Source organism: Nitrospirales bacterium, from assembly GCA_031315865.1.
GTDB lineage: Bacteria > Nitrospirota > Nitrospiria > Nitrospirales > UBA8639 > JAGQKC01.
The window spans coordinates 201,318-226,948 of sequence record JALDRJ010000002.1 but is presented as its reverse complement, the minus strand read 5'-3'; the positions used below and the strand labels follow the sequence as shown (position 1 = coordinate 226,948).

The following is a 25,631-nucleotide window of genomic DNA, read 5'->3' as shown; positions in this document are numbered from 1 at the left end:
GAAAATATCATCTTGTCTTGTAGGATACAGGGATGATATGTCGGTGCTGTTATGCTCACATCACAAAACTGTTAACGATTGCTGTTTCACGGGCAGCGCATTGGATGTTTTCACGTTGCCCGGATAATCCCCGACCTGTCGCTCTAGAGGGCAAAAGCGGTTTCCCAATCCCCAAGGTTCAGGAAAATCGTTTCTCCGGTCGCGCCATCGACCCCATCATTATCGGTCACGATATAGACCTGACCATCAGCCGTGACCGCGAGCCCTTCCAGCTTTTCCGCCGTCCAGATGCTGACAGCTTCGAGGTCGGGCAACACGTCCCGCAAGAGAGATTTGCCGATCGTCACGAGACCGCTCGGATCATCAAAAGCCCGGAACTCAGCAGTGGCTAGATCGACACCATAAATGGCCTTGAGTTCCGCGTTGAATCCTGTCGTCGGTCCCCAGCCTTTATCCCGTTCAATAACGGCGAAGGCTCCGTTGGGCAGAAGCGTCAGCTCTGAAAGACCAATCCAGTCGCCCACTCCTTCCGGTTCGAGCGGATAGTGAACAAATCCCCAATCGCCGGTGGCGACCTGATAACGACCGATCTTGGTGTTTACTTTGTCGGTATCGCCTTCATTCGGCCACGCCCGTTGAATCGCCACATACACGAATTCCGCCCCGGCTGTGCCGGTTACGGCGATGCCTTCGATTCCATTTCCCCGTCTCATGTCCACTAAGTCGGCCGGAAGTGTTATCTCATTCAGGACGGCGCCGGTGCTGGAATCGATCTTCAAGACCAGATTGGGGCGTGAACTGTCATTGCCCTCGCTTCCTACCCAGAAATGGCCGTCTGGTCCGATGGCGATGCTTTCGGGGTCGAGTGTCGCGCTTGCGCCGGTGATCTGAAGACGTTCAACGATCGCCGCTGGTTGTCTTGAAGCGTCTATCTTGTAAATAAATCCTTCGGCAAGGAAGGCGTCGCTCACGGCGTAGAGAATATGCGCGTCTGTCGGGTCTCCAACCAGGCCGGAGAGTGCGACCCACGGTATGGGTAATCCGTTGCTGTCATCGCCAGAAACGATCATGGGGTAGGAGGCGGGCCCGTCATCTAAGTGGTAGAGGGTAATCATGGTCGGAATCCCATCCCCTGCCTCTTCGGATTCCGTGGAAGCCGCGAACAGGTGCTGTTTTGTGAACAGTTTTCTGAATGGCCTCTTGTCCCCCGGCGTGCGCCAAACTTTTTTCCAAAATATTTGAGGTGTATTCTTCGAGAATGCTTTCAGTCCTTCCGGTCCCATTCCGGTTGGGAGCAATTGAAGCGGTTCAGGCGAGCCGGTCGTGACATCGTACACGCCGACGGCGTTACATCGTTCCGAGCCCACGAAAAGGAGCGTGCGGTGTCCGAATGTCTCGGACTCGACAGCTTCGGGTTCACAGCCCTTGTTTTCCGATCGGCCATCGAGATAATGGCCGGCGCGAACCAACCAATGCTCAAATGACTCGGCCGATTCGAATTCGACCGTTCCATCTTGGTTGAAGATCGTAAACCCGCGGCTGCCGCCCTCCTCGCCGGATTCGTCTTCGTAATCGCCTTCATTGGCGGTCGCGAACGAGTCGTGGTCGATCCACGCCACGGCATCGGGCTCCCGGCGTTTCGTGATATGGGTATCCAGTTGGATCAGGCCCTCCTCTTCGGTGTCGACATTGTTCAGGGCGACAGACCCGGCCGAAAAATGGTTGATGACTTTCCCCGTTTTCAGGTTGATGACAGCCAAGTGATTGTTCTCTTGGAAAGACACCACTGCTTCGTTCTGTTTATTGATGTCGACGAATTCAGGTTCAAGGTCAGCGCCCGCGAACGAGGTCGCCGCCACAGGGGACAAATCAGCCTCAGTAAAGCTCCAGTTCTTCGGGTGCCCATTGAGGCGGACGATGAGAAGTTTCCCAGACGGAAGCTGCGGTGGGTCGATAAGACCGTCGCTCTGATCCTCATCGCGTTCATTTTCGATGACAATGGCCGCCCGTTGATGATCGGGAGCCAGAGCAATGGAGTCAGGTTGTCCGCCAAGTTCGTGGGTGGCCACGATGTGATGGGTATGGCGATTCACGACCACAAGTTTCCCCGTAGGATTGTCGAAGTCGCCACCAGAAGTGTTCACCCCGACGAGAACCCATGGTCCGAGAATGACCAGGCTGGTGGGCTCGCCGTCTACTCTAACGATACCTTGTCCGGTCGGTTGCGAAGGGTCGGCGATGTCGACAAATCCGATCGATTCGGTCTCTGCGTCAGTGTAAATCAGTTGCCTGCCATCCTCGCTGAAATCGATGATTTCCGCCACCCCGGAGCCGTTGCCTGCCATCACATCGAATGTGCCGATGTGGCGGAACAGACCAGCGGAATGTCCTTCTGGGTTTTTCCATTTTCCATGAGCCCCGGCCGTGACTAGAAGTAGAATAGACGCCAGCATCAGGCTGACTCCCATGAGTACCTGTCCTTTTCTCCGAACAGTCTTTAGGTGAGACTGAAAGATTGGCATGTTCCCTCCTTAACTAACGATGGTCATTGGTTGACGTGTTCTCTATTGGGTAGACGACTGGGATTGCACAACATGTTCATGATTGAGCCCGTACCATGACGTTATAGCAATCCCACGCAGTCGTTTGGTTACGCTGCAATTACATTGCTGTTAACTTTTTGATTGAAGCGATCGGCTCTCGTGCGGGTTGATGAAGACCCGTCGATCACGCGTTTAATGATCGGCGATCGTCTTCAGGAGTGCCTGGGCTTCGGGAAGGAATTGATTTTTCCAGGTGTAGGGGTAATGGGGAGTCGGAGCGTGAATCACGGCCAGTAGCTGGTCGCGAGCCGCTTGGAGCTTGTCTTGTTTGATGAAAAGTTTGGCCAACAGAATTCTGGCATTGGTGTACTGTTCATCGATTGCGATGGCTTTCTCGAGATGTGCTTGCGCGTCCTCCACGTCTCCACCCAGCATCCATGGAAGCTCCGCCAGTAAGCCTCCGAGCATTTGATGTGCTGGAGCATGGTTGGGGGCGAGCGCAAGAGCTGTCCGGACATGAGAGAGGATTTCACCGACATTCATCATCCCTGCGGCGTACCCTTTGATTTGCGTCGCGTTCCCAAGGTTGGCCGCGTACAAGAAATGTGCTTCGGCATTCTCTGGTTGGATGGCCAGGGCTTGTTGTGCATACTTCACGCCCATCTCGTAGGCAGACAGACGCTCGTTCTTCTTCGTCAGTAAATCGTCGCCCATGCTGAGATGGACTTCAGACAACGCCAGTAACACGTGGATGTCGTCCGGGTTGTGGGCCTGCTTCACGAACAGTGAAGTCAGATCCTTTCGAAGCGACTCTGGATAACCCTCGGGAATGCTATCCCGTTGGGGCCAGGCCACTGTCGGTTGCCAGACACACATCCAGGAAAACATCACGATGCCCGTGATTACCAACGAGTTAAATCCGGTCTTTACGGACATAAAATTCAATCGTGGAATGCGTGACCTGACTTCTACCGGTGAAGAGAAAGATACTCATCCACAAAATTTGAAGCGAAAGGACGAAGGCCGGGTTCCACACCATCGTCAGACCATCGAAGATAGAAGGTTTCGTGGTTGACGGACTCGGCCACAAGGGAAGGAGGCTGAGTGAATAGGCGATGGAGAGCAGGGCCATGAGTTGATACGCGGAAAACGTTCGCTGTCCCCGGTGGTCAGCCCTCATGAATTCTGAGATGACTCGCCAGCCTTGCGTCACGACGGTGGTTTCGATGATGGCCAGCGTGAATTGCGTATTGAGGAAGAGTATCAATCCGATGAATCCCGCGATCGTATTGACCATCGCGGTCAGGGCTTGAATGGGGAGGAGGGGGATCGATTCCAAGCCTGACTCATAGGCAGCTTTTTTGGTCATTCCTGTAAATCGAACATGTATTCGTGCGAAGAATTTTTGAACAAACGGGTGACAGGAATGCAGGGGTTTTCCGTAGCAACAGCCAAAACTGAGGCAGGCCAGCCTTCCCAGTCCTTCACCGAAGGCGAAGGAGATCCATAGGCTTGCCAGGGCCGGCATCAGAGGGATTCCTGCGGACGATGGGGCGTGGACCCAGTTCAGAAAGAAGATAGCCAAAGGGGCGAGAACGATGCCGACGAATGAAGAGCCTCCGATCGTAAACGTATGGGGTTTCTTCTCAACGTATTTGGCGATCAATTTGGCCATTGGCACCGTGATGCCCAACAGGATAGCCGCCAATTGAACGGTCGCGCTGATTGAGATGCTGAGGGTTCCCATCAATATGAAAAACAGGCCCACGGCGAATGAGACAGCGCAGGCTGTGAGGAACCCGTAATAGGTAAGATTCAATCCTCTCCAGGTTGTCTGATTGGCTTTACTCGTGGGGAGAGTGGCCAGCATTTGCCATTGTTCCTGTGGCAGCCAACGAAATGCTCCCATGAACAACAAGACGAGCGTGACGGAGAAAATCACAAGAAACTGGAAATTGTCCACGGGGTCCTCTGTTTAGCGTGAAGCCTGTCCATACGCCTTGCTTTCGTAGGCCGTGGCGATCGTTGATCGTGCGGTGATGTCGGTTTCGACAAGCGGTTGTCCAAACCCCAGAGAATATCGACTCCGGACATCCTGACGATGCATGTTTTCGATCAAATCCTTGCAGGGTGTTATGCGGTGTTTTTGGAAGATCAGAACATCCGTGGAACTCCCGGGACGATACAGGCTTTTGGGTTGCCCTTTTTTCATGAACAATCCCTTCGACATGTCCTGTGGGTCGTCATACCTGTGCTCGCTATAACATTGCACGATCGTCCCGATCATCAAGGCCACGATCTCAATCATGGCCACAAGTCCAACTTGTGATCCGTCGGGGACGTCCGTGTCTATGATGGTGACGGTTCGTTTATTTTTTGAAAAAGGCGTGGCCAGGGAAATGACCGGGCCCGGATTGCATGAGTGATAGCATCCTGGAATTTCGTAACTGTCGATGACCGTCCCGCTGACAGGTGCATGATTGTAATGATACTTATCGGGCGTTAATCGAAAAATCGCGTAATCGCCGTCCTGAAACGCATGCCTCCATAGGGGTTTGTCCTGTCCGAGTAAGTCGACGAAATCAAAAAACTTTCCTTTGAGAAACAACATGGACGAGGATGCAAACGAGCCGAACAACACACGCGCGTCCGCGGGCGAGACGACTGTAGACTGGGCGTCATCCATCGGGCGGACATCCCAATAGCGAATTTTTCGCTCAAAGACTTTTCGTGGCGTGTTCAAAGTGGATGGAGGGTCCAGGCACTCGCTCAGGTCAATCCCTAATGATCTGGTGAAACGACTCATGCCGCTGAATTTGGCCATGACTCTCGAATCGTAGGTCCAATAACTCAAGAGTTGTGAGGTTCGAAAAGACGTGAGGGCGTGAAATAATTCTGGCGCTCTCTCCCGCGCTGAGGAGTAGAGAGTATTGACCATGCGGTCGCCAAAAAAACGCTCCGTGATCACATGAGCGGTCTGTCGATCAATGTACTGATGTGCAATGGGGCTCATGGGTCGGTGCCGGTGAAGGTGAAGTCGACTCAGAATGTGAATCCATATCAAGATGGACCGTGAGCAGTGTGAATCGAATGAGCTTGGTGATATTCGTAAGACTTGCAGATTCTTCGAGAATATCCATCCGGATCGAATCGAGAAATTCCGTAGTGGTTCGCGATGTTCCCAGGGCACTTCGTGCCATGCGCCTTATCGGATCGAGTTTCGGGTTTGGGTCGGAGTCCAATCGCTGGCAATCCTCACGCAAACACGCGAGCCCTTCTTGCATATGCCGAGTTCTCAAGGTGGTCCGGTAATAGGCTTCGGCCGCGGCGTTGCATTCCTCTCCAGATAATTTGAGCGGTGAGGAAACGCCCGCTTGTTCCTGAATGCCCTTGGTTAACTTTCCAAAGGTGGAACATTCTGATGGAGATTCGAGTCTGGCGGCCAACCGATCAAGAAAATCCCCCAACCCGAATTGTTCGACGAGATCCTGAGCATCTTCGCGGAGAATGGACAACAGCGCTCGTCGATACTCATGGTGATGGGCGCGGATGTATTCGGGGAACCGGTGACTCAAGCGGATCTTGCTCATTTTTGACAGGATTTTCTTTAAAAAGAGATTTCGGGAGTCTGCGCGCACGTAGAAGGTTGGAACGTGCAAGGCAGCTCCAAAGAACAGTTGACGCCGTTCGCTCTCGATGGAAGGCGTGTCGGGAATATGCGCGTGCGTCACTTCGTATTGATAGATGTATCGAAAAGCCAGAGCCGTCAGGAGAGCTTGAAGATCGGCCGCTTCGGCCATGTCGTCCAGTAAACTTTCGAACAAACTATAATAACGTCCCTCGAATCCTGAAAACCCTCGTTCCGAACAGGCACGGAGCTTGTACAGGAGGTACAGCGACATGCGTTCATCGTAAATCCCCAGCTCGCCAAGGTCCCGTTTGAGGCGAAGGTCATTGCCGAGCGTCCCGTCAAGGGCCGGGCATTGGTCGGTACTCGGCAGGACGACCAGATAATCGATTAATCGAAAGTCCGGGATAAAGTCGCCCTTCAGTCCGAAGTGCTTGCTGAGCAATTTATCCATCCATAGAGGGCCGATAGGGGTCAGGGGGGTTCCAAGAATTTTTAATCCCGCCTTGCGTTTCCACCGTTGCCAGAGTAGTTGCAGATAGGTGTGATCCAACTCGTGAGCGAGAAAACCCAGGACTTGTTCAGGATGAAAGTCCCAAAAGTCCAATCGATAGGGGGCGGCGCTATAGGTGCCGACAAAAAGAGGAAGGAAATGTTCGACGATCTTAATGACTAAATCCCCGACGTATTTTTCGCCCGTCGATAAACCAGAATTGGGGGATTGGTTCAGCATGGCTGTCAGGGTTCGACTGCCTAAACTGATGTGGGTGCCGTTATTGGCCAGACTGATGTTTGATGGTGTGGGTAAGGTCACTAAATTGCGTTTGATAATGCCGGCGTTTTTTAACTTGGCGATGGCGTTGACGTGGCTGCGAGAAAGCACCTGGTGACAGAGGGCCATATAATGATGCTTGTCTTCACCGCTATCCCACCCTGACAAACATGGATTCATGAACAAATCCCGGTAATAGGAGTCCGAGATGAGACGATTCAGGGTCTTCTGCTGGATAGGAGGGTGTGGGGCAAAATAAATCATGGCCCGCTGCCCGTTCTTGAGCAGGTCAAACTTTTGGTTGGCATACATGACCAGCAGTTGACTCAGGAGATATCGTTTCGAAGCCTCCCGTCCCACGGCACGCCCCATGGTCTGTTTCGGACTCATTTCGATGACGTAAAAACTGAACGTTTCGGGAGACGTGTTGTCGTTTAAATAATGATTCATCAGCTGCTCTCCAACCTGACGGATCAGGTGGTGGGGATGCGGTGCCGCGCTGATGACATCAGCTAACGCCAAACGGAGTACATAGCTGATCGGGACGCGGAGCCAGTCTTCTCCATGTGTCGAAAACACGAATTTACCGATATCGCTTCGCCGAGGGCCCGCGGCCTGTTTTTTGTCGGCCAGCAGATCATGCTGAAGGACTTGATGGGCGAAATGGCTCAAACGTCTGAGGGGAAAACGGACCCATGAATTTTCCCAGACGGTGTGAGCGGACTGATCCAGGAATTGTTCGAGTTCCGTCACCACCGATCGCGAAGACAAACCGGAACATGATTGTCTGACGATGTTTTTGAAAAAATTCGAAGATTCTAAGCTGATGGGCAAATCAACGGAATGTTTGTCCCCGATCACGACGGCCTGGTATTCGTTCTCTGTTCCCGCGGTAATATCGTACGCGTGAAAAGGGAGCGAGCCAGCGCGAGCGCTTGCCGTGGAATGTTGGGCGATTGATGCCTTGAGAAACTCATCAAGTATTCGAATGTGTTCGTCCTGAGAAAAGACTGATTGGTGGTCACAGGTATCAGGAAAGATGTTGTTTTGGTGGGAACTCAATCGTCCTCCTTCGATCGTTAAAAGATACACGTCACTATCGTTTTCTCCTCCATCATCCCTTCGCGTGTATTCGCATAGATGGCTGGTGATCAATCTACCACGATTCATCGGTATTCAGTGTTACCGAGCCGTTACTTCATCGCTAATAATATGTAAATAACGTCTGCCCATTGAAGGTCGGTCTGACTCCGTTTTGACGATTCAACCTCCATCCGATTGACAGCGTAATGGCATACCCCGTGTCCGGTTGAGCGCAGCGCGGTATGTCCGTTCCGCAGGCCTTCCCCTTTTTTCATGACGCATCATTCTTATAAGTCCCGCCCGTAAAGGCGAGTGTCTTTACGATGCGCTCATCCGACGCGACAAAGGCGAGAAGGGGATTGGAGTACGACATCTCTCATTCGGTGACGAGAGAAGGCTCTGGATTTATTCGATAGGGGAAACGTCACACGATCTTTACGCGATGGCACATGGGAAGAAACCCGGTCGTAATATCACTTCATTACGCTTTCTTCGTTGTCGTCTCATCAAAATATATTCGTTCTTCATTTCAATGGATTCTGTTTCGTCAAGAAAGGGGGTGGTAACCGGGGACTTTCAAATAAAAGGAACACAGTCAGGAGACTTTCCAGGGCGAGGTTCGTGATCGACACCGCAGAGGGTCGAATCCTGGAAGGAATCAGCAGTCAAGTGGTCACAAAGGAAATCGCAGCCTAACCATGAATCACTTCAATCAACGAAATTCAGGAGGAATACCATGAAAGGACGCTCACTTCTTAAGACATTCGGGGCCTTGAGCTTTGTCACCACATTACTTGGAGGACAGGCGGCGTTGGCGATGGATTTCGGGGAATACGTCGAAAAGCTGTTGCAGAAGCGATCATTAGAATTATTTGGAGTGGTGAAACCAATACAAGATTCAGCTCCGTCTACGGTCGGTGAATATCGAGAGGTCGGGCAGGCAGCGAACGCTCAAGTCAAGATAGCCAGAGGACTTGAGGTGGAATATGTCACACGTGAAGCTGGAAACCTGGCTGACATGTTCGCGTTCTACCCTGATGCCGACAATCCTACGCACCTCGTTTTTTGTATTGAGGGGGGGCGCGAGGAAATTGGGAGCTTGAGTAGTGGAATGACTAAATATAACCCGGCTGTCCAAACTGTCCAATTGGATAATGGGGCCGTTCGAACCATTCTTCGAGGAATGAACCGTTGTGATGGGATTCGACGGACGTCCTGGGGGACCTACTTGGTGACTGAAGAAACGTCAGATGGGGGCGCCTATGAAATCATGAGCCCGTTGAGCTTTGAGAATTACACGGTTCAGGATAGAAGCAGTGGAGCCATCGTGCAACCAGACGGAATGCCAGATCATGATTTTGTCGTGAAACGAACCGCCCTTCCGACCTTGCGCTGGGAAGGGTTGACCGTCTTGGACGAGGGGGTTGTGATTTTAGGTGATGAGCTTCGTCCCGGGACCGATATGGAAGATACGGATGGGGGAGCGATCTATAAGTTCATCCCTGACAATCCGCACACTCATGGCGCTGTGATCAGCAGCTTGGCGAGCTCGCCTTTCGTATCGGGCAATGTCTATGCGCTTCAAATTTCCTGTCGAGATGATGCGCAGCAATTTGGGCAGGGATGTGAAATCGGTAACGGTGTCTGGTTGCCGGTGAGCGCGAACAATGCCCCTACCGATGCGGATCAACTCGGTGCAACGGGGTACTATCGCCCGGAAGATCTTCACAAAGACCCCACGTATGAAGGCCGGGGGGTGCTCTTTTGTTGGACGAATACCGGTAACCGGGGGGCGGATAATTTTGCCGAGACGCTGTGTGGAGTCGACCAGGAACCGCTATTGGCCAGTGAGGACGAGCGAACGGTGACCGTGAATCGGTTCGTCGAGGGAGATCCGGATTTCAATTCGCATGATAATCTTGCGATTCAGCCGATCACGGGCATCGTGTACGTGATCGAAGACAATCCCAATGGCGATATTTTCGCCTGCTTGCCGGATGGCGATGATCGAGATATCAAGACAGACGGATGCGTGAAGATTCTGTCAGTGAGGGATTCATCGGCCGAACCGACAGGATTTGAGTTTGATGCGTCCGGGACCACCGCGTATCTTTCCATTCAGCATAGTGCGGATGGAAATATGCCGGCCGTTGATGATTACCCCACGGATGATATTCTTAAGATCACCGGCTTCACCATTCCCCATGGTTTCGAGAAAAATTTCGAAACACCAGGTTTCAAGAAACGTGGGTCTAAGAAAAGAGGCTATTGGAAACATGATTTTGGCAAAGATCGTCCCGGAAGACGAGGTTTTGAACGGGATGATTATGATCTCCAATAAGATCTGAGAGAGATTCGACTTCAATGCATGCCGGGAATGCCCCAGCCCATTTTTCATGGGCTGGGGGACACCGATTTGAAGAGACTTAGTCTGCTGTTTAGGCTAAAAAACGGAGAGGAGAACATAGATGCGTTGCCAAACAATCACAGGTTTCTGGGTCTTGGGTCTGCTCACACTCGTGATGCAGGCCGAAGTCGATGCAAATGTGACTCATGCAGATGTGAATCATGCAGATGTGAATCATGCAGATGTGAGCAAGGTGTCCCTCCAAAGACGGGAGCAGTCTGTTCAACTCGGTCCTCGCCCTTCGTATTTGGTCGAAAAGATGGAACGCGGGAAGTTAAAGAGAGAACTCAAGCAATGCCTGAAGAGACAGTCATTTCGACGCAGTGACTTTTCAATCAGTCACCGCGGCGCACCGATGCAATTTCCGGAACATACCCAAGAGTCTTACGAGGCGGCTCATCGCATGGGAGCCGGCATTCAGGAGTGCGATGTGACTTTTACGAAGGATGGTGAATTGGTGTGCCGTCACGCGCAATGCGACCTGCATACGACCACAGATGTCGTCGCCCGTGAAGACCTCAGGCACCAATGTAAGGTCCCGCCGGAATTTGATGCACAAGGCCGCTTGACGAATGCTGCAGCGATCACGTGCTGTGCCTCGGATTTCACGCTTGAGCAATTTCAATCTCTCAAAGGCAAGATGGATGCGGCTAATACGGTCGCCACGACTGTGGCCGGGTATCTTGGTGGAACCGCTGATTACCGGACGGATCTATATGCCACGGGAGGCACCTTGCTGTCCCACAAGGCCAGTATCGCACTATTCGAGCGGATGGGTGTCAAGTTTACTCCTGAACTTAAAGAAGGGAATGAAGAGGACATTATCGCCATTTTCGGCAGCCAGGAAAACTATGCCTTGAAGATGATTGATGAGTACTGGGAAGCCGGTATTCATCCCGATCGTGTGTTTGCGCAATCCTTCAACCTCGACGATGTCCTTACCTGGATCAAGAAGCGGCCACGATATGGCGAGCAGGCCGTGTTTCTTGATGGTGGGCCTATCCCTCGTCCGGATCCAGGTCCATTTTTGAAGAACTTGACTGACAGAGGCGTCAAGATCGTGGCGCCTCCGATGCCCATGCTCCTCAGGGTGAATCAACAGGGGGAGATCGAGCCCTCGCAATATGCGGAGGAGGCAAAAGCCCATGGCCTCAAGATCATCACGTGGACGACCGAGCGCTCCGGCCGAATCGTGGAAGATGTCTTGCGGGGTGGCGGAACGTTTTACTATCAAACCATCCTCGATGCGTTGACAAACGATGGGGATATCTTGCGGACGATTGATGTCCTGGCGCAGAAAGTTGGCGTGTTAGGAATCTTTTCTGATTGGCCCGCGACGACGACTTTCTACGCGAACTGCAAAAATCTCGGGATTCATCACACACATTCGCGTCCATGGAGACAGACCGAATTTTTGAACTATTGATGGCGCATCACGTCACCCGGCGAGGTTGGGGGCCGCTCAGCTTCAACCTTGCTAGGTGACTGTCTGCCCAGAAGACAATTGTTCCCTCCTATGCGGGGCTGTTCTTCAGGCCCATTCGCGGCGAAACGAAAGTTCTTTTTTGATACATCAGTTACATGATTGACACACGATTGTAACGTCGTGGAAGTACGCTAACTCAAGATCGTGATCGAGCGTGGGTGAAAGGAATGATCACGATCAGGAGCCTTACTTCAACAACGTCGGATTATGGAAAGGACCCTTGTATGCCTCGTGGACGTTCATATGATCTTCGTGGAAATACCGTAACGTGCGCTGTCCGTTCAATTTCCAGGAAGCCTGATGTCGTGGAACTCTATCTGCGTGAAATCGGCTCATCGCCATTGCCTACCCATCAAGAACAACGACGGTTATTAAAGGACGTCCAAACGTGGAAGGACCGCCACGATTCCCTGTTATATACGAATCCCATGACGGTTCATAGTTTGCTTGAGTTATTGGTGTCAGTTGATAAAGGCGACAGGTCCATCAACGATCTCATCGATTATCGAAGGCAGAAGAGTGCGGCGAACCTTCAGGATGAAGTGAGTCCTGACCATGCGAAGACGGTGACGCAGGGGGCTTTGCTTCAAGACGCGATTGGACTTTTGCGCCGCTTTTTAGTCGCCGATTGTCGTAAAGGCGCAGGTTGGCATGTCCCAAGAAAACAACACCGCATCGCGCACGAGTGTGGTGTGTTGCAAACTCAAATCCTCAATCTCGTCCGTCGCCTGGGCCTGAGGCCTTCCATCGTGTCTAAGTTTTCCCAAAACATGAAAGATGTGAGAACTCAGGTCGTCGCCTCTCGAGACACGGTTTTACAGATCTTGCATCATCTCAATTGGCCAATCTCTATGGATGTCTCTTTCGCGTCACTCGATGAATCGATTCGCCGGTTGATGGACGTCTATGGAGAGAGGGATGTGGAGAGTGAGACGATCGAGCCGTTACGGAGGATTCAGCAAGAATGGACGATGCTCGCGCAACAGGTCGCGCAGATGTCACTGGATAGATTGATCAAGGTCGTTGATGAACTTGACCGTGTGGAAGTCCGTATGAATGAGGCCGTGCAAGTCGTGGTTCAACGGAATCTTCGTCTGGTCGTGTCACTCGCGAGAAAGTATTACGGTACGCATCTCGACCTGATGGATTTTATTCAAGAAGGCAATATCGGACTTATGAAAGCCGTCGAACGTTTTGATCCACAGCAAGGGAGTCAATTTAGCACTTATGCCTCCTGGTGGATCTGCCAAGCGATGAGGCGAGCGTTAGACGACCAAGAGTCGACTGTGAGAATTCCGGCCCATATGTCTAGGGCGAAGGGGGCCGTGAATCATGCTCAGCGTAGGTTGGCGCAACAATTAGGCCGTGAGCCATCATTTCAGGAGATTGTGGATGGATCTGAGCTTTCTGATTCATGCGTGGATCGTGTGCGCGAGCTCATTCTCGAGCCGGTTTCGTTGGATTTTCTGATGGTTGAATCGCCGGCGTCGGGTTCATCGTCGGGATGGTTGCGTGCGCATGGTCCGAGCCCGTTTCATTTGGCGACTCAGCAACAATTGAAAGAACGTATCTTGCAGGCTTTGGCAATCCTACGTCCCAAAGAGCAGGAAATTGTGACGAAGCGATATGGGTTGAGTGAAGATCAGGAAGAATTGAATCGTGTTGAAATTGGCAAGGTGTATGGTGTGACGCGTGAGCGTATCCGACAGATCGAAAATAAGGCTCTTGATAAACTTCAACAATCTTCGTACGTCCAAGGTCTCCGCAGTTATGTTCAATGTGAGTAATCGTCCTCTTGCCTCCGTGCGACACATTTCCGGACGGGTATGCATTGGGGAAGTCCGTTTTGCTCTCGTCAATGGTTGTTTACGAGGATGTTACATAGTGCTAACACTCCGGCAATTTCGTCCTGCTACCCTTCGATCGTGAATAATGTGGAACTGTCCGTGAACCATGGCCCAACTCCACCGACGAGATAAACTCAAAGGTTGATGACGTGTTCACTCCAAATACGGCCTTAAGCATGCATCAATCGCCAGGCCCAATGCCCGGGCAGCCGACCGTGAATGACGTAGTGTTGGAATTTCATGAGATGACCAGGGAGGTATTTTACCGGGAGAGAAAGATACGATTGACTCGAAAGGAATATCACATTTTGTTAGTATTGTATGATGAGTCGAACGGTATCTGTTCTCGTGAAGCGTTGCTTGCGAACGTGTGGGGACAAGACGTCTTCGTGGAACCTCGAACGATCGACCGGCATATAGTTAAACTCCGTCGAAAATTACAGTCCTTGAGCCTCTCGGATTTTGCGATCGATACTGTCTGGGGGATCGGTTACCGCCTGCGTATCATCGATCCGTCGAGCGGATAAACATCTTTATGTATCCTGACTATTCAACGCCTCCTGTAGGAGTTCCTCTTCATCTGTTCGCCACGAGAATGCTATGAGCAAACTTGCCGTGATTGACATCGGGACCAATTCCATTCACATGGTTTTGGTCGAAATCGGCACAGACTTCTCGTACAAAGTCATGGACCGTTTTAAAGATATGGTACGACTGGGAGATGGCACGTTTACGAATAGCACCCTGTCCGAGGCCGCGATGGCTCGGGGAATAGATGCCTTGCGAAACCTTACCACGCTCGCTCGGAATAAGGGATTCGAGCGAACCGTGGCAACGGCCACAAGTGCCGTACGGGAAGCGAAAAATGGGGGCGAGTTCATTCAAGAGGTTGAAGCGCAAACCGGTCTGAATGTTCAGGTTATCACAGGGAAAGAAGAAGCACGCCTTATTTATCTCGGTGTGGGGAATAGTATGGAGTTGTCCGATGATCCTTCACTGATTGCTGATGTTGGAGGGGGGTCAGTCGAAGTGATTGCGTGTAACCGGAAGCAGATGTTGTTTGGGCGGAGCCTCAAGCTCGGCACGATTCGGCTGAAAGACCGGTATCTCAAACAAGATCCTCCAACAAAAAGTCAGTTAAAGGAGCTAGAAAAAACTATTAATGACGGGTTGGATGTCGGCCTGAAGTCTTCGCGAGAGTTCACGTTCGCGAGTGTCGTAGCGACGTCTGGGACCGCGGGAAATCTCACTGAAATCATTTATCTTCGGCGCACGGGAAAACCGGTTCCTCAATTAAATCTCGCGACGATAGAACTTGATGAAATTCGCTCACTCGAGGCAGAGCTCGCGCAGTGTGAGATGAAATCACGTTTGTTGATCCCTGGTCTTGACCCCAAACGGGTGGATACGTTGCTCCCGGGGGCGATGTTTTTCCGGTGTTTATTGGAAAAGTCTGGGGCGAAAACGCTGACCATCAGTGACAAGGCCCTTCGTGAAGGGTTGATCTTCGATTTTATTAAACGGAATCGTGAAGGACTTGAAGCTGAAAAAGAGATTCCCAACACACGCCGTCGGAATATCATCTTGTTTGGCCGCAAGTGTCATTTTGCGGAAAGTCATGCCCTGCATGTCTCGAAGCTGGCTCTCCAGGTTTTCGATGACCTGAAGCTGTTGCATGGCCTGGGTGATCAAGAGCGAGAATGGTTGGACTATGCCGCATTGTTACATGATGTGGGATACCTCATTCGCCGCCGTCAACATCATAAACACGGGTATTACTTGATTAAGCACGGAGATTTGTCCGGGCTTACCGTCGATGAAGTCGACATCGTGGCGAATGTCGTACGATATCATCGGAGGGCCATTCCCCACAAAAAACATGCGATGTTTGAGGCGCTATCCGGACCTCAACGAAAAGTCGTCAAATTTCTGAGCGCGATGCTCCGTATCACTGATGGGCTTGACCGTAGCCAATTTGGGGTCGTTCAAGACGTATCGGTATCCATCAAGCAGTGTATCCAATTTGACTTAGTCTGTTCGACCGATCCAGAACTCGAGGTTTGGGCAGCTCAAAAACGAGCGGCATTCCTCGAAAAACTCTTCAATCGCCCCGTGCAGTTCGTCTTTCAGATCAGGAATGGACAGTAGTAGCCTGTCCGTTCAGTCTGCGTTCTCCTGTAATCCAAAGCGCTTTTGATGAAGAGAAGCCTGCTCTTGGAAGCCTTTCCCTGAGTCATGAGTATGCTCTCTCAAGCTTATGATCACATGGCGTATGTGTTATAGCGAATCCAAATACGTTCCAATCGATACAGACGACAAACCTCGCGCGGTATGACGTTGTCAGAAGCGGAAGGTGATACCCGTTTGGATATCATGACACACATGGATGTTTCTCTCACGTCTTGAGGAGCAAAGGCGTACAAGGGAGCGCTGGATCGTTTCGGTATCACTGGAAACGGTTATAACCACCCGAATGGGTAATTGTTTCTCGCCATTTTCCTTCACTATCCTCCCGTAAGCTGACGCACAGAAGAGTGTTTTCTTGGATCAATGGCGGCGTCCTTGTATGTAGGTTCTTGCCGTCAGTTGACGCGGATAAGATGAAAGGAGTGCACCTATGCGAAAGGAGATCGTTAACTCCGGAAGCAGCAACCAGAAGATCCTAGGCCGTGATCAGTCCTTTGAATTGTACATCAGCAAAGGGTCGCATGTGCAGGGAATATTCCATGTTCGCGGGATGGCAAGAGTTGACGGGTACGTGGAAGGAGAAATCCACACTGATCAAACTCTTCATATCGGAAAAGACGCCGTGATTGTGGCGGATATTCGGGCAGACCATCTCATTACGCAAGGGCCGATTCGGGGAGATATCATGGCTTGCCGGCAGGTTGATTTATTGGCCCCCGCGATCGTGGAAGGAGCCATATCAACGCCCAAGTTTACTCTTGAGGACGGGGTTCAAGTCTCAGGTACGTTGAAGATGGATCGACGATAACAGTCGATGGCCTTCATTGTCCCAGTTTGCTGATGGTTTATGATCGGCTTAATCGCCGTAGTTGACCAGGTTTCAGCCACCACTCCAATAGGCCTGCCCCAATTATTGGCCTTACTTGAAATTGAATGGCACAGGCTCCAGCCTTCTTGAGGGATAGGCCTGGAAGGCATTTTCCTGCGATCATCAACCCCGCGAGTTGCCCTAAATGCGGTTCATGCCCCACACAGATAAGGTAAGACTCATCCGGAAATTTGGTCAGGATCGGAAACATTTGGAGTGGCGCGTGATCATACACGAGTGCCTGGCAGGTTTGGACTTTTTCTTTCAACCCTAACACGTCCTTGATAATTTGAGCGGTTTCTAGAGCCCTAACGAAAGGGCTGGAGAGTATGTGCGTGATGCCTGGCGATACCACCGCGAGGCCCTCTACCGCTTGACACGTTTTTTTGTATCCGCCATTCGTCAATGGACGATCACATTCATGTCCACGCCATTCTTCACGGTCAACAGCGATCCCATGTCTGAACAAAATGCATCGCATGATGGGGGCAGCATACCATAACGCACCCCCTGACGGGAGAGACGTGGGCTTGAAGAAACGTGAGGAGGGAAGGGAAGGAATGATGCCGCATGCAGAAAATGAATGGAGGGCTGGGGGAGAAGATTTCTGGCCCGATTAGGTCGTGATGGATGAGTCAGGACGGTCATCGATTTTTGTGGGTGACCATTGGACCGCTATCACGCGAGTGAGTGCGAGTGTAGCAATGATCCCGCCGAGGATGCCCCACTGGATCATATGCGCTTCTTTGAACCATTGTGAAATGACTTCCGTCAGCATGACGACGAGAATCGTGTCAACGATAAACGTGACTTTCACCCGACCTTCAGAAAAGTAGGTGAGTGTCGTTTTCAGGACTTCGACGATGGCCAAGAGAAGCAGCGTATTCACGATGACTTGCCGCATTGCAATCTCTAATGGTTCGGTGAAGAGTGATTGGAGTCCTATGAACGTCATGAGTGTGCCGCCTGCCAGGGCGGTCAAGATCGTGAGAATCAAAAGGCTGAGGATGACTTTGACGCCCTGGATCCAGAATTGAGTCATATCGATGGCGAATGATCGTCCTAATGCGGATAGGCCTGATTGAAGATAGGTCATAAATGCTTGGTTCTCCTTGTGTGTAGAAATATCGAGTCTTTTAGAATTCATCGATGGCTACCGGGTGCAATAAGTCACGGACCGAAAGTACGCCAATAATTCCATCATGACGATTGGCGACGCCCAAGTGTCTGATGTGAGACCGGTCCATCAAGTCAGCAGCTTCGAAGATCGGACTATCTTCATCGATGCAAATGACGGGTTTGCTCATGATTCGATGCACGGGAGTATATTCCGCGAATCGATGCATCGAGACGACCTTTCTAACGATGTCGGATTCCGTGACGATTCCGACGATTTCTCCTTCGCGTTTGACGAGTACGCTGCCAATCCTCTGAATGCGCATGAGGTTTGCGACAGATGAGACAGACATGCGATCCTCGACCGTGACGATGTCCCGTTTCATCACATCATGGATGTGGACCATGTGATTTTCCTTTCGTTAAGAGAATAAAATGATAAACTCGACTTCTTGAGAATGTATCTTAGGAGATTCCTGTTACTTTCGTGTCACTGAGACGTGTCATCTATGTAAAATGTTTCGAGAGGATCGTATCCGATTTTGAACAGCGATCGTGTCTTTCACTATAGTAGTCGAGTCTGTGATGAACGCCCTGGGTACAGAACCGTTTCAAATGGACAGCCAATGTGTGTCTAAGCCATATCACGAGAAGAGGAGGGTCATGAAACCAATTGCCGTATTGACAGGAATGATGATCGCGTTGTGTGGAGGCGTGGTGAGCTGTTTTACTCCGCAATTTTTTACCGTGACGATTTACGATAGCCCTCAACGTGTTGTGCGGCTAAAAACCGTCTCGTCCGATGAGTCGGGACAAGGGTATTCGCACCCCGCGACGATTTCTGTGGAGCGGATGACAAAAATGCTGAAAGGGTTTTACGTGGAAGAAGAAGAGACGGCCTATTCGAGTCCGGGCGTTCGTCATCGCGCGTTGAGTGATCGAGAAGCCGAGTTTTTCGCCCCGTTGTTCGTCAAGGGTCTTCAACAGGCGACTCCAGAAGAGATCGTGACCTTTTTCGAGACGGCTGAAATTTCAGAACTGTACGAAGCCACGACTTCGGGGGGCATCTTTGTCAAAGACCAGACGTTCCATATGATTTTAAGTAACTATAACGTGAAAACACTGATTTGGAGGGACAATTCCGAGTACGAAGCTCCATTTCGACTGCGTCCTTTGGAGCCAATAAGCCCAGAGCCAGGACGATTGGTGTTTGAGCCGAGTCAGTTTATGGTCAAGCTTCAACGCTTGAGTTGGTTTGACAAGCTGAAGGGAGAACCGTGGCATGCAGCCGTGTCCTACATGGACATTCCATAAAGAAGACTCTCAAGAAGAAAAGGTACGACTGCCCCTCCTGATGGGAAGAGGGGCAGTCGAAGATAAGCGGAGGAGTGCGCCGCTTACGTTAGAACGAGACGTCCCATTGGAGTCGGATTCGTTCTTCGATTAAATCTTTACCGGTTGGGACGGCCAGTGTGAGGTAAGAGACGTCCAGGGTCAGTTTGTTTCGATGCCCGGCAAAAAACCAGTTCGTCGCGAAGGTAAACTCTTGGCGTTTGTCATTTTTGGCAAAAACATTTGGATCGACGAAGGCATATCGAAATGCAACTTCCAACGGTTTCGGTATGGCCGGGATCAAGCCATGAGGAAAGTACCCAATCTGCGAGTAACTTCCCATGAGATTTGTCTTGGAACTCGGAACGCCGCTGATGCCTCCACCAGAGTCTTTGACTTGTTTCCAATGATATTCATGTTGAATCGATAGTCCTCGCCATTTAAACGCAAATTCCTCGACCATCCCTTCGACACGGAATTGACCATTGGCGGCGTTGGAGTCGCTCGTAAACGCGTTTCCCAGAGAATCGGGACTGGACAAGGTTCCGCAACCGCTCGATGACCATCGAGTACACTTTCCGGTCGTCGTATACGCACCGAATGCCACGCTTCCGGCAGGCCTTTCATGATATTCTGTGTCGCTCTGCTCCCATTTGAGATCCCTGCCCAGGAAGTTCCATTGAAAGCGTCCCATGTACATCATCTGGTCATCATCGTTCAGCTCGCCTCGGCCAGATCCATTAAACACGCCGAGATAGTATCGTGAATCGGCGAAGGTTCCCGGCGCCAGATGGCCTTGGATCATGACACCCACTTGACGATCGATCGTAAACACCCGATTGACGATCGAGCGCTCGACGAATTGCTGTTTTCCGGAGGAGTCGACCCGTTCGCGGTTGTAGTTAACTTTCCATTGACCGATCTGGAGCTGCAGCCATTGAAATTTCTCGAGCATGATGCGCCAATCGAGTAACCGGGGTGCAGAGTCGTTCGAATCCTCACCCGAGGCTCTGCTGGGTTGCCAATCCATTTCGAAATAATATTGGATCCAGGGCTTATACCCAAATCCCCCGACTTTCATCCGGACTCGTCGGAGTTCAAAGTTTTGTTCGTCTTGGTCATTGAAGGCACTGACCGTTCGGGGGTCTCCGCTCTCCGGGTACGAATAGCGGCCTTGGAATCTCCATTGAATGGACGTGCTGAAGAGTCCGTCCGCTGTCGTCAGAGAAAAACCTTTTTTGCCCCATCCAACTTTCACTTCATCATCTTTTTTCTTTTTGCTCATCTCCGCAGCTTGTTTCTCCTCATGGGCCTGAATGCGGATGTAGTCCTCTTTGGAAATCGTGCCTTTTTCCCGGAGCACATCAGCAAGGGTATCTCCGGCAAAGGCTGGGGTTGTGAGAATGCTCCCATACAAGAGCATAAAAATGAGAGCCATGACTTTCATGCTGGCAGTGATCATTCAAACCTCCTAATTGGTTGATGTATAGAGAATATTTCATCGCATTCCATCGCAATGGTTCGTGTACTCAGTTCGACCTGAGCATAGAGCACATTTGTTACAGCGGTGTTACGGACGAATCAAAGTGCCGTAAAATGTAAAGGTTTGAGCGGTCGAGCGAGAATCATGTACGCGATCAAGTGTGGTCGAAAGGTTGAACGTGTGGCGTGTATCGAAGGGAAGGAAGGTGCGTTATACGAAATACGAGGTGCTGACTATGGCAAGAATCAACGCCGGATCCCATTGATGTAGGCGTTCGTGAGTTCGTGTTGAGGAGTCTCAAATATCTGTGTCGTCGTCCCGAATTCTATTAAGCGTCCACCTTCCTGATGAGGCCAAAACACTCCGACATAATCGGCCAATCGTCGCGCCTGGCCGAGATTGTGCGTGACGATGAGTACCGTATATTGCCCCCGCAGGCTAAACAGCAAATCCTCGATCACCCCGCTGGACAACGGATCTAGCGCACTACATGGCTCGTCCATTAAGAGGACATCCGGGGACAGCACGAGAGCCCGAGCGATACACAAACGTTGCTGTTGGCCTCCGGATAAACTCAAGGCCGGCGCGTCGAGTCGATCTTTGACCTCTTGCCAAAGCCCGACATCCATGAGCGTTTTTTTGATTCGGTCCCGTCGAATCGAAGAGGTACCGATTCCATGCTCTTTGAGGGGAAAATCCAGATTTTTGTGAATAGACATCGGAAACGGGTTGGGTTTTTGGAAGATGAGCCCCACTCGTCGGCGAAGTTGCAACACATCGATGTGTGGGGAAAGAAGGTCCAACCCGGCTAAGCGGGCCTTCCCTGATACCTGAGAGCCAGGAATGAGATCGATCAGGCGATTGAGGCATAACAAAAAGCTGGTTTTTCCGCTTCCTGACGGGCCGACGATGGCCGTCAAGCATCCGCGATGAATCGTGAGCGATATATCCTGAAACGCTGGCTGGTTTTCATAGCAGAGCGAGAGATTTTTTGTTTGAATGAACGGGTTAGGGTCGCAACATGGCGAGATGGACAGAATTTTCGAGGGGGAAGGCGGTTGCTTTCGGTCAAGCCTGGCTTGAGAACTCATGCGATGTGCATCCTCTTGTCTGTCCAACGTGCGGAAACCCGATTGGATAGACCGTTGATAATGAGCAGGCAGAAAATCAAGACGAGAGCTGTCGCATAGGCAGCTTGGTCTCCTCCTGGAACATTCATCGACAGATCATAAATATGAATCGACAAGGTTCTGCCGGAATCCAGCAGAGATTCCGGCATTCGATCGACGTACCCGCTCGTGAAAATCAGCGCGGCCGTTTCGGCTATGGCTCGTCCCAGCCCCAGGACAAAGCCGATGATCAGTGCAGGAAGCGCGCCGGGCAGTAACACGTGAAGGATCGTTGCCCGTTTCGTCAAGCCCAAGGCGGCAGCGGAAGAACGATACTCATGCGGCAGCGCACGGAATCCCTGTTCTGTCGTGCGAATCAGGATGGGCAGGATCATGCAGGCCAGCGTGAGGCCGCCAGCAAGAATGGAAAAACCGAGCCCCAGTACCTGGCAAAACAAGGCATTGCCGAATAGTCCAAAAACGATAGACGGAACGCTCGCCAAGACATCCAGGCTTCGCTGGACATAGCGCGAGGTGGCATGGGCGTACGCGGTAAATTCCGAAAGAAACACCGCCGTGGCAAGTCCAAGAGGTAAGGCTACGATCATGCAGACGAGAAGAATGAGCCCGGTTGAGACGAGGATGGAACCGATGCCTCCTTGACGTCCCGCATCGACTGGCGACTGCATGAAAAAGTTCCAAGACAGATGCGCGAAGCCGTGCCACAACACGTCTCCTGTAAGCCAAAGAAAAAAGGCTCCAAACAGTCCAGCGACGGTCCAGACGATGAAGGCAGAGAACGTATCGTGCCGTTGGGGTGATGGACTAACGATAGGCATGATGTCTGCTGGAGTGTTGCGCCATCATGACGAGGCCCAAGACGATGAGCAAGAGAAGCAAGCCCATGAAAAAGAGGGACGCGCGATGAGTGCCTGTCGCATAGGCCATGTCCAAGGCGATATTCGCCGTCAGGGTGCGAATGGGGTCGAATACACTTGAAGGATACTGAACGACGTTGCCACAAACCATCAAAACGGCCATGGTCTCACCAAGGGCTCGCCCTGTTTGCAAAATCACGCCTGCCAGGATTCCCGGCTTTGCCGTCGGGAGAATGATGTGGCGAATGATACTCCAACGAGTCAGCCCCAATGCGACCGCGTTCTGCGTGAGGTCTTTCGGGACTTGCTGAAGCGCTGACTGGCTGACGAGCGTCACGATCGGCAGAATCATGACCGTCAAGATCAGCATGCCGGCTAACAGACTTGATCCTGGAGTGTGAAGTTTGGCGATGAGAGGAACAAGCACGACGAGCCCCCACAGTCCATACACGACAGAAGGAATGCCGGCCAATAGCTCGATAAAATGCTGGTAAACTCTCGCGATGTTCGTGGGCGCATAATATTGACAAAACAGCGCGAGGAGTATGCCCAATGGCGTGGCGAGCAGCACCGCCCCGGCAGATACCAGTAGCGTGGCCGCCACCATCGGAGTCACATTGTACAGATATTCGGTTGGGTGCCAGGATGAATCCGTCACGAAGGCGAGGAGACCGACGTCACGAATCGCGGGAAACCCTTCGATGATGAGAAATGTAAAAATGCCAAAGACGAGAATCCCCACGAGTCCCGCGAGACTGCGAAGCGAGAGAAAGAGGAGGCGGTCACCCGTTGAGGGGGACAAAGTAATGATGTTTGACCAGATCATGAATATCCGTTGATGTGGCGAAATCAATAAATCTGCTGACATTACCCGTCGGACGTGTTCCTGTGACCAAGGTTAAAGGGCGTGACAGTGGAAAACGGCCGGCCTGAACCTCTGCAAGAGAAGCGGGAATCGTCCCAAACGACAGTAATTTAATCGGAACGTCCTGAGCCGCGTCATATTCAGCTGTCCCAATGGATACGAACGCGATGGCATGGGGGTTTCCAGCGACGGTTTTGATGCCCTGTTCATTATCTCCAATGACGACCTGAGGTTTGATTTGTGAGCTTGAAAGTTGGAAATGTTGCAAGAATAATTCGAGCGTTGCGCGTCCCTCGCTCTTGCTGACCACTGTAATGGGAGCGTCGATACCGTTGACGGCTTTCCAGTTGGTGATTTCCCCTGTGTAGATTCTCACGATCGAATCATGATCAAGAGACGTAAGAGGGTTTGACCGGTGCACGATCAACCCAATCCCGTCATGGGCGATGACGGTTCCATAGAGATCCCGCTCCTCTTCTTTCAGCTTGCGGGAAGCCATTCCGATGTCTGCAAGACCGCGACGGATATCGGCGATCCCGCGTGAGGATCCTCCTGTTTGGACGTCGATGCGAATGTCCGGATGTTGCGCTTCAAACCGTTTAGCGATCTCCGAGACAAGGGGCGCGATCGTGCTTGACCCTGTGATCACGAGTTTCGTGGTCGTGGGGTGTGTCGCTGATGTTTCCCGACAACTCACCCATGCGATGAGGCAGATGACGATGGCGAGGTATTTCGTCAGGTGAAAAATCATCGTGTGGGACGTTTCATCGATCGTGATGGAAAAGAAAGTTGACAACAGCCCAAATCCAGGGCCTTTCCGGTAGAAGCCGTGGAAACTTCGGGCGCGAGCTGGTACCGCATGGCCTTCCCCTCTCTTGTTGATTCTACGAGGCCGGCTTCCCGTAATTGGCTTAAATGGTGAGATAGAAGACTCTGTTCAATGCGCAGGATTTCCAATAGCTCGCTGACGAGTTTCGGACAGTCCATCAAGGACTCAAGAACGGCAAGACGTGTGGTATCAGCCAGAACTTTGAGTTTATCTGCACAGGTCTCGGTGTGTGTCTTCATGCCGGGTCGTCTTGAGAGTTTGGGCTATATTACATGAATTTTTGTTCATATGAAATGCCGTCCAAGAAATTCGATAAAGAAAGTCAAGCAGTAGAAGTCTGCCAGGGATTCATAAAAAACGGAAAACGCTTCTCATGGTAGACGAAAGCGTTCAAGTTGGTACAAAATACAGGATCTTAGTCACCTAGATGGGAGGTGCTCCTATGGCGACGGTCGGACAACTCATGACGAAAAATTTGAGTACGATTCAGGAAGAAGCAACTGTTCATGAAGCCGCACGTTCTATGCATCAGCAACGTATTGGATCACTCTTAGTTCGGCGACAGAACGAATATGCCGGCATTATCACCGAGACGGATATCGTGAAAGGCGTCGCTGAGGAACGAGATATGAGACAACTCATCGTGCAAGAGCTGATGTCGAGTCCTATTATTTCTATCGATCAAAAATTGTCTCCGCAGTATGCGCGTGACCTCATGGCCGATCGTCATATTCGGCATTTGGTCGTGACAGAAGAAAAGAGTATTGTGGGCATCATTTCTGCCCGCGATCTTTTGGCGTACTTTAAAACCGTGACGCAACATGTGGAGTAGAGAACTCCCCTCGACCAACCGGCTAGAATATCATCCACAACCCTGACTTGCCTGTCTAGAACGTATACAACCTGTTTGTGCCTCATTCAGCCGAGCCTCGGATGGTAGAGGCTTGCTCCGGGTTTTAGATTCAGACTGATGCGTCCGATACCCTAGAGGCCGAGAACCGTGTGAACATTCCTCGGGAAAGAGAGTGTCGAAGGAGCGCATTCTGCTATCAACTGAGTGGGAACGGAGGCAACAAGGATGAATATGGGCTTTCTTGTGCCATTCCATGACCTGACTTGTTTTGTCTGCGCATGGTGTTGAAAATTGTGTGGAGGTTGAGATTCCTTGATGAAATCCCGACATAGTGAGGGAGAAGTG

Annotated in this window: 22 protein-coding genes; 8 read left to right on the top strand and 14 right to left on the bottom strand. The window is 51.3% G+C overall.

All coding sequences use genetic code 11. The annotated features are described in order from the left end of the window. Positions 1-143: 143 nt before the first annotated feature. From MRJ96_01045 to MRJ96_01025, 5 genes are all read right to left on the bottom strand, one after another. Positions 144-2,522, bottom strand: a complete 2,379-nt coding sequence (locus MRJ96_01045) for an esterase-like activity of phytase family protein (GenBank protein ID MDR4500028.1) — start codon at positions 2,520-2,522, stop codon at positions 144-146. Between the two features lie 213 nt (positions 2,523-2,735). After that, on the bottom strand, positions 2,736-3,479 hold the full coding sequence (locus MRJ96_01040; protein ID MDR4500027.1) for a tetratricopeptide repeat protein: 744 nt from the start codon (positions 3,477-3,479) through the stop codon (positions 2,736-2,738). Further along, a complete protein-coding gene (locus MRJ96_01035; protein MDR4500026.1) occupies positions 3,457-4,506 on the bottom strand; it encodes a prolipoprotein diacylglyceryl transferase in 1,050 nt (349 codons plus the stop codon). The genes MRJ96_01040 and MRJ96_01035 overlap by 23 nt, the downstream gene beginning before the upstream one ends. 12 nt (positions 4,507-4,518) lie before the next feature. Next, positions 4,519-5,556 carry a phosphatidylserine decarboxylase gene (locus MRJ96_01030; GenBank protein MDR4500025.1) on the bottom strand — a complete coding sequence of 346 codons (1,038 nt, stop codon included), beginning with the start codon at positions 5,554-5,556 and terminating at the stop codon, positions 4,519-4,521. Then, entirely contained in the window at positions 5,528-8,005 is a 2,478-nt protein-coding gene (locus tag MRJ96_01025) for a hypothetical protein (protein ID MDR4500024.1), read from the bottom strand. Before MRJ96_01025 ends, MRJ96_01030 begins: the two co-directional genes overlap by 29 nt. Positions 8,006-8,762: 757 nt before the next feature. Here MRJ96_01025 and MRJ96_01020 point away from each other — a divergent pair. From MRJ96_01020 to MRJ96_00995, 6 genes are all read left to right on the top strand, one after another. Further along, positions 8,763-10,367, top strand: coding sequence for a PhoX family protein (locus MRJ96_01020; protein MDR4500023.1), 1,605 nt, complete (start codon positions 8,763-8,765; stop codon positions 10,365-10,367). Between the two features lie 127 nt (positions 10,368-10,494). Then, positions 10,495-11,859 (top strand): hypothetical protein, encoded by a 1,365-nt coding sequence (locus MRJ96_01015; protein MDR4500022.1) that lies wholly within the window; start codon positions 10,495-10,497, stop codon positions 11,857-11,859. A gap of 284 nt (positions 11,860-12,143) precedes the next feature. Further along, entirely contained in the window at positions 12,144-13,706 is a 1,563-nt protein-coding gene (locus tag MRJ96_01010; protein MDR4500021.1) for a sigma-70 family RNA polymerase sigma factor, read from the top strand. A gap of 209 nt (positions 13,707-13,915) precedes the next feature. After that, positions 13,916-14,293, top strand: coding sequence for a winged helix-turn-helix domain-containing protein (locus MRJ96_01005; GenBank protein ID MDR4500020.1), 378 nt, complete (start codon positions 13,916-13,918; stop codon positions 14,291-14,293). Positions 14,294-14,366: 73 nt separating this feature from the next. Then, positions 14,367-15,914 (top strand): Ppx/GppA family phosphatase, encoded by a 1,548-nt coding sequence (locus MRJ96_01000; protein MDR4500019.1) that lies wholly within the window; start codon positions 14,367-14,369, stop codon positions 15,912-15,914. A 469-nt stretch (positions 15,915-16,383) separates the two neighbouring features. Then, a complete protein-coding gene (locus tag MRJ96_00995) occupies positions 16,384-16,761 on the top strand; it encodes a polymer-forming cytoskeletal protein (GenBank protein MDR4500018.1) in 378 nt (125 codons plus the stop codon). A 37-nt stretch (positions 16,762-16,798) separates the two neighbouring features. On the opposite strand, the gene MRJ96_00990 is transcribed toward MRJ96_00995, so the two are convergent. The 3 genes from MRJ96_00990 to MRJ96_00980 all read right to left on the bottom strand — a co-directional run bounded on the left by MRJ96_00990 (position 16,799) and on the right by MRJ96_00980 (position 18,344). Next, the gene (locus tag MRJ96_00990; protein MDR4500017.1) at positions 16,799-17,302 is read right to left on the bottom strand and encodes a histidine phosphatase family protein; all 504 of its coding nucleotides are present in this window, start codon (positions 17,300-17,302) and stop codon (positions 16,799-16,801) included. Positions 17,303-17,437: 135 nt separating this feature from the next. Next, on the bottom strand, positions 17,438-17,917 hold the full coding sequence (locus MRJ96_00985; protein MDR4500016.1) for a phosphate-starvation-inducible PsiE family protein: 480 nt from the start codon (positions 17,915-17,917) through the stop codon (positions 17,438-17,440). 40 nt (positions 17,918-17,957) lie between these two features. Beyond that, complete coding sequence (locus tag MRJ96_00980) at positions 17,958-18,344, bottom strand: CBS domain-containing protein (protein ID MDR4500015.1); 387 nt, start codon at positions 18,342-18,344, stop codon at positions 17,958-17,960. Between the two features lie 256 nt (positions 18,345-18,600). Here MRJ96_00980 and MRJ96_00975 point away from each other — a divergent pair, with 256 nt between their 5' ends. Continuing rightward, positions 18,601-19,251 carry a hypothetical protein gene (locus MRJ96_00975; GenBank protein MDR4500014.1) on the top strand — a complete coding sequence of 217 codons (651 nt, stop codon included), beginning with the start codon at positions 18,601-18,603 and terminating at the stop codon, positions 19,249-19,251. 88 nt (positions 19,252-19,339) lie between these two features. Here the strand turns inward: MRJ96_00975 and MRJ96_00970 are convergent, their stop codons facing one another. From MRJ96_00970 to MRJ96_00945, 6 genes are all read right to left on the bottom strand, one after another. Beyond that, complete coding sequence (locus tag MRJ96_00970; GenBank protein MDR4500013.1) at positions 19,340-20,731, bottom strand: OprO/OprP family phosphate-selective porin; 1,392 nt, start codon at positions 20,729-20,731, stop codon at positions 19,340-19,342. 266 nt (positions 20,732-20,997) lie between these two features. Next, positions 20,998-21,843, bottom strand: coding sequence for a phosphate ABC transporter ATP-binding protein (locus MRJ96_00965; protein ID MDR4500012.1), 846 nt, complete (start codon positions 21,841-21,843; stop codon positions 20,998-21,000). Next, positions 21,840-22,700 carry a phosphate ABC transporter permease PstA gene (gene pstA, locus MRJ96_00960; GenBank protein MDR4500011.1) on the bottom strand — a complete coding sequence of 287 codons (861 nt, stop codon included), beginning with the start codon at positions 22,698-22,700 and terminating at the stop codon, positions 21,840-21,842. Before pstA ends, MRJ96_00965 begins: the two co-directional genes overlap by 4 nt. Then, positions 22,687-23,565 carry a phosphate ABC transporter permease subunit PstC gene (gene pstC, locus MRJ96_00955; protein ID MDR4500010.1) on the bottom strand — a complete coding sequence of 293 codons (879 nt, stop codon included), beginning with the start codon at positions 23,563-23,565 and terminating at the stop codon, positions 22,687-22,689. The genes pstA and pstC overlap by 14 nt, the downstream gene beginning before the upstream one ends. Next, positions 23,522-24,400, bottom strand: coding sequence for a phosphate ABC transporter substrate-binding protein (locus tag MRJ96_00950; GenBank protein MDR4500009.1), 879 nt, complete (start codon positions 24,398-24,400; stop codon positions 23,522-23,524). Before MRJ96_00950 ends, pstC begins: the two co-directional genes overlap by 44 nt. After that, positions 24,352-24,672: a metalloregulator ArsR/SmtB family transcription factor gene (locus tag MRJ96_00945; protein MDR4500008.1), complete on the bottom strand. Its 321-nt coding sequence runs from the start codon at positions 24,670-24,672 to the stop codon at positions 24,352-24,354. The genes MRJ96_00950 and MRJ96_00945 overlap by 49 nt, the downstream gene beginning before the upstream one ends. Before the next feature lie 203 nt (positions 24,673-24,875). On the opposite strand from MRJ96_00945, the gene MRJ96_00940 reads away from it, so the two are divergent. Next, complete coding sequence (locus MRJ96_00940) at positions 24,876-25,265, top strand: CBS domain-containing protein (protein ID MDR4500007.1); 390 nt, start codon at positions 24,876-24,878, stop codon at positions 25,263-25,265. Positions 25,266-25,631 lie beyond the last annotated feature (366 nt).